Annotated in this window: 6 protein-coding genes; 3 read left to right on the top strand and 3 right to left on the bottom strand. The window is 44.2% G+C overall.

Annotated elements, in window-relative coordinates:
• A partial coding sequence (locus VIP81_RS32600) for an alanine--tRNA ligase-related protein (RefSeq protein ID WP_331972141.1) occupies nucleotides 1-874 on the bottom strand: 874 nt, incomplete at its 3' end.
• A gap of 353 nt (nucleotides 875-1,227) precedes the next feature.
• On the opposite strand from VIP81_RS32600, the gene VIP81_RS32605 reads away from it, so the two are divergent.
• From VIP81_RS32605 to VIP81_RS32615, 3 genes are all read left to right on the top strand, one after another.
• Entirely contained in the window at nucleotides 1,228-2,199 is a 972-nt protein-coding gene (locus VIP81_RS32605) for a peptidoglycan DD-metalloendopeptidase family protein (protein ID WP_331972144.1), read from the top strand.
• A 212-nt stretch (nucleotides 2,200-2,411) separates the two neighbouring features.
• Complete coding sequence (locus tag VIP81_RS32610) at nucleotides 2,412-2,867, top strand: MerR family transcriptional regulator (protein WP_331972148.1); 456 nt, start codon at nucleotides 2,412-2,414, stop codon at nucleotides 2,865-2,867.
• 10 nt (nucleotides 2,868-2,877) lie between these two features.
• Entirely contained in the window at nucleotides 2,878-3,384 is a 507-nt protein-coding gene (locus VIP81_RS32615; RefSeq protein WP_331972151.1) for a hypothetical protein, read from the top strand.
• Between the two features lie 198 nt (nucleotides 3,385-3,582).
• Here VIP81_RS32615 and VIP81_RS32620 read toward each other — a convergent pair whose 3' ends face one another.
• Both VIP81_RS32620 and VIP81_RS32625 read right to left on the bottom strand, forming a co-directional pair.
• Complete coding sequence (locus tag VIP81_RS32620) at nucleotides 3,583-4,686, bottom strand: mechanosensitive ion channel family protein (RefSeq protein WP_331972154.1); 1,104 nt, start codon at nucleotides 4,684-4,686, stop codon at nucleotides 3,583-3,585.
• A gap of 9 nt (nucleotides 4,687-4,695) precedes the next feature.
• Nucleotides 4,696-5,734 (bottom strand): amidohydrolase family protein (locus VIP81_RS32625; protein ID WP_331972157.1); only part of this gene is annotated, 1,039 nt, incomplete at its 5' end.

The following is a 5,734-nucleotide window of genomic DNA, read 5'->3' on the forward strand; positions in this document are numbered from 1 at the left end:
GGATATGATCGGCTATTACGCGGAAGGCCACGTCTTTCTTTTCATCTGTGCCTGCATATTTTTTGCCGCTGAGTCCTTCCGTAGTGTGGATGGTACCCATGAACAGGTCGGTGTCGTAGTTAGAGGTTTTATTCTGCAACACCCTTACGAGGCGTTCCAGTCCCATGCCGGTATCTACATGTTGTGCTGGTAAAGGCTCCAGCGATTTATCTTTCAGGCGGTTGAACTGCATGAATACGTTGTTCCATATTTCAATCACCTGTGGATGGTCAGCGTTGACAAGGGTTTTACCGTCTACCAGCTTTTTCTCCGCCTCTGGTCTGCAATCTACGTGGATCTCGGAGCATGGACCACAAGGGCCGGTATCTCCCATTTCCCAGAAGTTATCCTTTTTGTTACCTAACAGGATACGGTCTTCTGCGATATGTTCTTTCCAGAAATTATATGCTTCTTCGTCTTTTGGTAAGTTTTCGCTGGTATCTCCCTGAAAAACAGTCACATAGAGCTTGTCTTTTGGGATTTTATATACTTCTGTCAATAATTCCCAGCTCCAGGCAATGGCTTCTTTCTTAAAGTAGTCGCCAAAGCTCCAGTTACCGAGCATTTCAAACATGGTATGGTGGTAAGTATCAATACCTACTTCTTCCAGGTCGTTGTGCTTGCCGCTTACCCGCAGGCACTTTTGCGTATCTACCACTCTTTTGTTGGGAGGAACCCGGTTGCCAAGGAAGTAGTCCTTGAACTGGTTCATCCCCGCGTTGGTGAACATCAGGGTGGGATCGTTTTTAATAACGATAGGGGCAGATGGGACGATCTGGTGCCCTTTTGACGCAAAAAAGTCCAGGAATTGCTGTCTTATTTCAGATGCTGTCATAAATATTGATACGAATTAATATGTATTTTATATCTTATAAAGGCGTTTCAACCAGCTTTGGACTTGCAACTGTGTTTCAAGCCCTTATAAAGTAGTTAGAAAATTGACATTCAAAAGGTTGATGTTTTAATCTAATTACAGTAGGTTTGTGCGCCTTATTTTCCCGCCGTGTTAAAGGGAGTGCAAAAATATCGAAACTGGTATGATTATGCAAAACAGGTTATGTAACCCGGCAAAAATAGTTCAATGGGAAAAGAAAAGCCAACGATACCATCCATAAGTTTGTACCTCGTGAAATAAATCGGCTGTCATAGCGTTCACTGCACTATGGCGCATAAAGTATACCCTGGTGCATGAAGAAGGTTAAATATTTTTATAATACCCAAACATTAAAATACGAGAAGCTCGTAGTGTCTCTGCGGGTTAAGATCCTGCGAATACTGGGGTTTGTGTCTGCGGCAATCGTTACCGGGGCTATCTTTCTGTCTGTGGCTTATCGCCTGGTCGACTCGCCGAAAGAGAAGTCGCTTCGTCGTGACCTGGAGGGAATGAAGGAAAAATATGATGCCTTGCAGGGTCGTATGAAGGAAGTGAAGGGTAAGCTGGCGGAGCTGGAAGACCGCGACAATGAAATTTATCGGGTCATCTTTGAAGCCGCCCCTATTCCCGACAGTACCCGCCTGGGTAAAGTAAAGCGGGATGAAGAAGCCGCACAACTGCAATCGTTTGCCAGCAGTGAAATCATTGCATCTACCTCCGTTTTGCTGAAAGAACTGAATAACCGGGTAAAAGCCCAGGAAACATCTTATGATGAAATTGATAAGATGGTAAAGAACAAACAGCAGATGCTGGCCTCTATTCCTGCTATACAACCGGTGTCCAATAAAGATCTTAAACATATTGCCTCTGGTTTTGGGTATCGTATAGATCCTATCTATAAAACCATGAAATACCACGCAGGACTCGATTTTGCGGCGCCAAGCGGCACGCCTATCTATTCTACTGGTGATGGTGTGGTAGAGGAAGCCAGTCTGAGCGACGTGGGCTACGGTAATCATGTGGTAATCCGACATGGATATGGTTATAAAACGTTATATGGTCACATGCTCCGCATGAAAGTGAAGGCCGGCCAAACCGTAAAACGTGGAGATGTATTGGGATGGGTAGGCAGCACTGGTAAATCTACCGGTCCCCATTGCCACTACGAAGTGATGAAAAACGGCGAAAAGGTAGATCCGGTATATTTCTTCTTTAATGACCTGACCCCTGAACAGTTTGATCGTATGCTGAAAATGGCCAGGTCCGGAAATCAGTCGTTTGATTAACCAGAACCCATTAGTCCCTAGCTTTTAGTAAGTTATATGTCCTTACCAAACGCGCCGGACTAAAAATTCTAAGATCTAAAAAAGGAAAGCTACAAGCTAAAAGCTTAACTTCATCTTCGTAAAAGATATTTGTCACCTCGTTTTTTACTACGATGCACCAGCTAGACCTTTTTTCGACACCTGGAATACCGCATCCTGAAGCTGCGGTATCAGTGCCAGCTAAAGTAAAAGTAAAGGCAAGCAGCAAAAAAGCTGCCGTAGCACCCACCATACCTGGGAAAAAAAGGGGACGTAAATCACTGAAAGAATTGTCGGAGGACCCGGATCTGATTATGGAATTGGATAAATTGGTACTAGATAAGCAGTATTATTCGATCAGCGAGGTTGCAGCCATGTTTAAGGTGAATACTTCGCTCATCCGCTATTGGGAAAATGAGTTCGATATATTGCAGCCCAAAAAGAACCGAAAAGGCGATCGGCTTTTCCGGCAGGAGGACATTCAGCACCTCAAATTAATTTATCATTTACTGCGCGAAAGAAAATATACCATAGAAGGTGCCAAGCAAAAGCTGAAAGAAGATCATAAGCTGGCTGCCCGGAATTTTGAAATGGTACAGGCTTTGCTAAAGGTACGGGGTTTCTTAACGGAACTGAAAGATCAATTATAAAAACATCATTATGCGATTGAAAACATTACTATTGGGTGGCGGCCTGTTATTCTCTTCCCTGGCCTGGGCACAGAATGGAAAGGTATTGAAGGGCAAGATAGATATGAAAACACTGATGAACGATACCTCCACAACGTGGTTCTACAAGGGTGTAAACAACTATCAGCCTAATGACAATATGCTCAATTATATTAAGTCAAACCGCTCGAATTTTAATTTGGTAGTGGTAATGGGTACCTGGGACGAAACAAGCCGGGAAGTAGTGCCTGCTCTCTATAAAATAATGATCACCGGTGGTAGCCCGGAAGATCAGATCCTGATGTTTGCTGCCGATCAGAAATTACAAACAGATTCACCAGTTGACTATAAAGTGAAGAAAGTACCTACTATTATCGTACTGAAAGACGGTAAAGAAGAAGGACGTATCACCGGTTCTCCTAAAGAGTCTGTAGAAGCTGATCTGTCCCGCATTTTGCTGAGCAGCAGCCAGAAAAACAAGGAAAAAGATAAAGAGTAAAAGCGAATGTTGTCTTGCTCAGGATTATACTGATTTAGATGATTTTCCCGATTTTACTTTTTGGAATTATATAATTAAAAAAGATTAGTGAAGACAGATGTGAATTTCCGCATCCATCTTCGCTAATCTTTTTTAATCCTGATAAACAAAATCGGGAAAATCATCTAAATCAGTATAATCCTGAGCAAAGACAAAAACTTACGGCCGTTGGTCCGTTACCGTTACATTCGTGGATGTAGTTGGCAATTTAATTCCCCTGGCTTCCAGCAGCTTAATCACCGTCAGATTCACTGATTCTCTTAACACGGCATACTGTGCACCATCAATGATGTAAGTGTTAAAAACAATCTGGATAACGTAAGTATCTTTCGTAAAATCATTCAGGTTCACGGTGAAGTTCTCCAGTACATTATTGTTACTTTTCAAAGATTGTCTTACATCCTGTAAAAAGCCCAATAACGCATCTGCGGGCGTATCTGTGCCCAGTTCCAGCTTTAAAGCCACCCGTTGTTGTGTACGAAGTGAAAGGTTATCGAGGATACTGTCTACCATTTTCTTGTTCGGAACGGTGACAAATGTTTTTTCCAGTGTGCGGATACGCGTGCTGCGCAAGCCTATTTTTTCTACCGCTCCCTGGTAGGAGTCTACTTTAACGCTATCGCCTACACGGAAGGGTTTATCGAAAAAGATAATGAAGGAACCTATCAGGTTCTCAATGCTTTCTTTGGCGGCGAGTGCAAGGGCTGCCGCACCTATTCCCAAACCGGCAATAATCTTTTCCACCAGGCCAGACCCAAAGAGGATGCGGATAAACGCAATAGCCCCCATGATAAACACAATCGCCTTGAAAAAATCCCGGAAGAAAATAATAAACTGGTTATCGGTCTTATCTTCTGTCAGATCCGCTTTCTTTTCCAGTACCAGCGCAATGAAGTCGATCAGCCGTAATACAATCCAGATGATACTCATGCTCAGCGCCAGTTCCAGTAAGGTGTCGGTTACATTTTGCAGCGTGATTTTACCATATACATGCACATTCAGAAGACGCGGAAACGTAAACCGGTCAATGGTTAGCATGAAGGTAGTCAGTAACAGAAAGTATTCCAGTGGTCGCAACAACAGGCTCACAAAATCCCTCTCTTCAATCTGGGGAGACCAGTGCCTCACCAGCCGGAACAGGATGGCCGCCAGTCCTTTGGACACGTAGCGCTTAACGACGGCTACAAATAATAATACACCGATCAATATCAGGTAATCCTGTATCGGGTTGTCTAAAAAGACTTTGTTCAAAAACTCATTCATAAATTACCGCTAAATTATTCTTTTGCTTTCCTGGTTAATCAATATCACACCTGGTTGGGTCCCGGTGTTAAAACTGCCATAGGTATCCTGTATACCGAGGGCCTTTGCGCCATTAAAAGTAGCCCATTGCAGCATTTCCGCCAACGGAATTTCAGGAAAATGCCGGCGAATGGTTTTTATTTCTTCCCAAACAGATAAGGAATGGTTAGACGCCAGACTGTCGGTGCCCAGGGTAATATTACATTGCAGCTCCCGGAACAACGGAATATCCGGCAGGCGGTTTTCTATATACAGGTTGGCTTGCGGACATAAACACCACCATGTTTCCAGGGGTTGTTGTTGTGCAAATCGTATATCCTGTTCCGTAGTAAAAGTATTGTGTACCAGTAATATTTTATTTTGGGAGAAGTAAGGCAGATAAGCTTCCAGGCTGTTGGTACCAGTAGGTTGGAAGCCGCTGATATCCATGCCAAACTGGCTGTAAAAGGACAGGAAGTCGCCTGTTTTATGCTGGAACAGTTCATTTTCTGCGGATGTTTCCTGGTTATGGATACATACCGGGGTATTAGCCGGGGTGCCGGCCAATAGACCAAACAGGGTTTGACTAACGGAATAAGGTGCATGTGGTACAATGGAGCATTGATGCCGGGAACTATTGATTTCCCGGAAAGACGCCAGTACATCCATGCTATAATTATAGCGGGGCCTGGCCCCTGCCTCGGCTACGCCCATACATTCCACAAAAGAGTGGTAATACATTCTGCCCTGTTGTTTCTTCACCAGGGTAGCAGTGCTGTTGCAGATATCGCCTACGGCAGATATGCCGGCTCCCCACATGGCTTGTTCCGCCTGATCAATGATGGCGTTGTAGTCGCCGGTATGATTATTCCTGGACTGCATGACCTGGGTAAGGAAGGCCGGCAGCCCGGTTTTTTCCGGAATAACCCCTTTCATATGCGATAATTCCAGGTGACAATGTGTATTTACAAATCCCGGGCACAAAATTCCATCCAGTTCCTGCACACCGTCTCCTGCTTGGGATTCGGCT

The sequence above is a fragment of the Chitinophaga sp. genome (genome assembly GCF_036566945.1).
Classification (GTDB): domain Bacteria; phylum Bacteroidota; class Bacteroidia; order Chitinophagales; family Chitinophagaceae; genus Chitinophaga.

Excerpts from the sequence above, each read along its gene's own strand:
- VIP81_RS32605 (WP_331972144.1), top strand. The coding sequence starts at position 1,228 with ATGAAGAAGGTTAAATATTTTTATAATACCCAAACATTAAAATACGAG.
- VIP81_RS32615 (WP_331972151.1), top strand. The coding sequence starts at position 2,878 with ATGCGATTGAAAACATTACTATTGGGTGGCGGCCTGTTATTCTCTTCC.
- VIP81_RS32620 (WP_331972154.1), bottom strand. The coding sequence starts at position 4,686 with ATGAATGAGTTTTTGAACAAAGTCTTTTTAGACAACCCGATACAGGAT.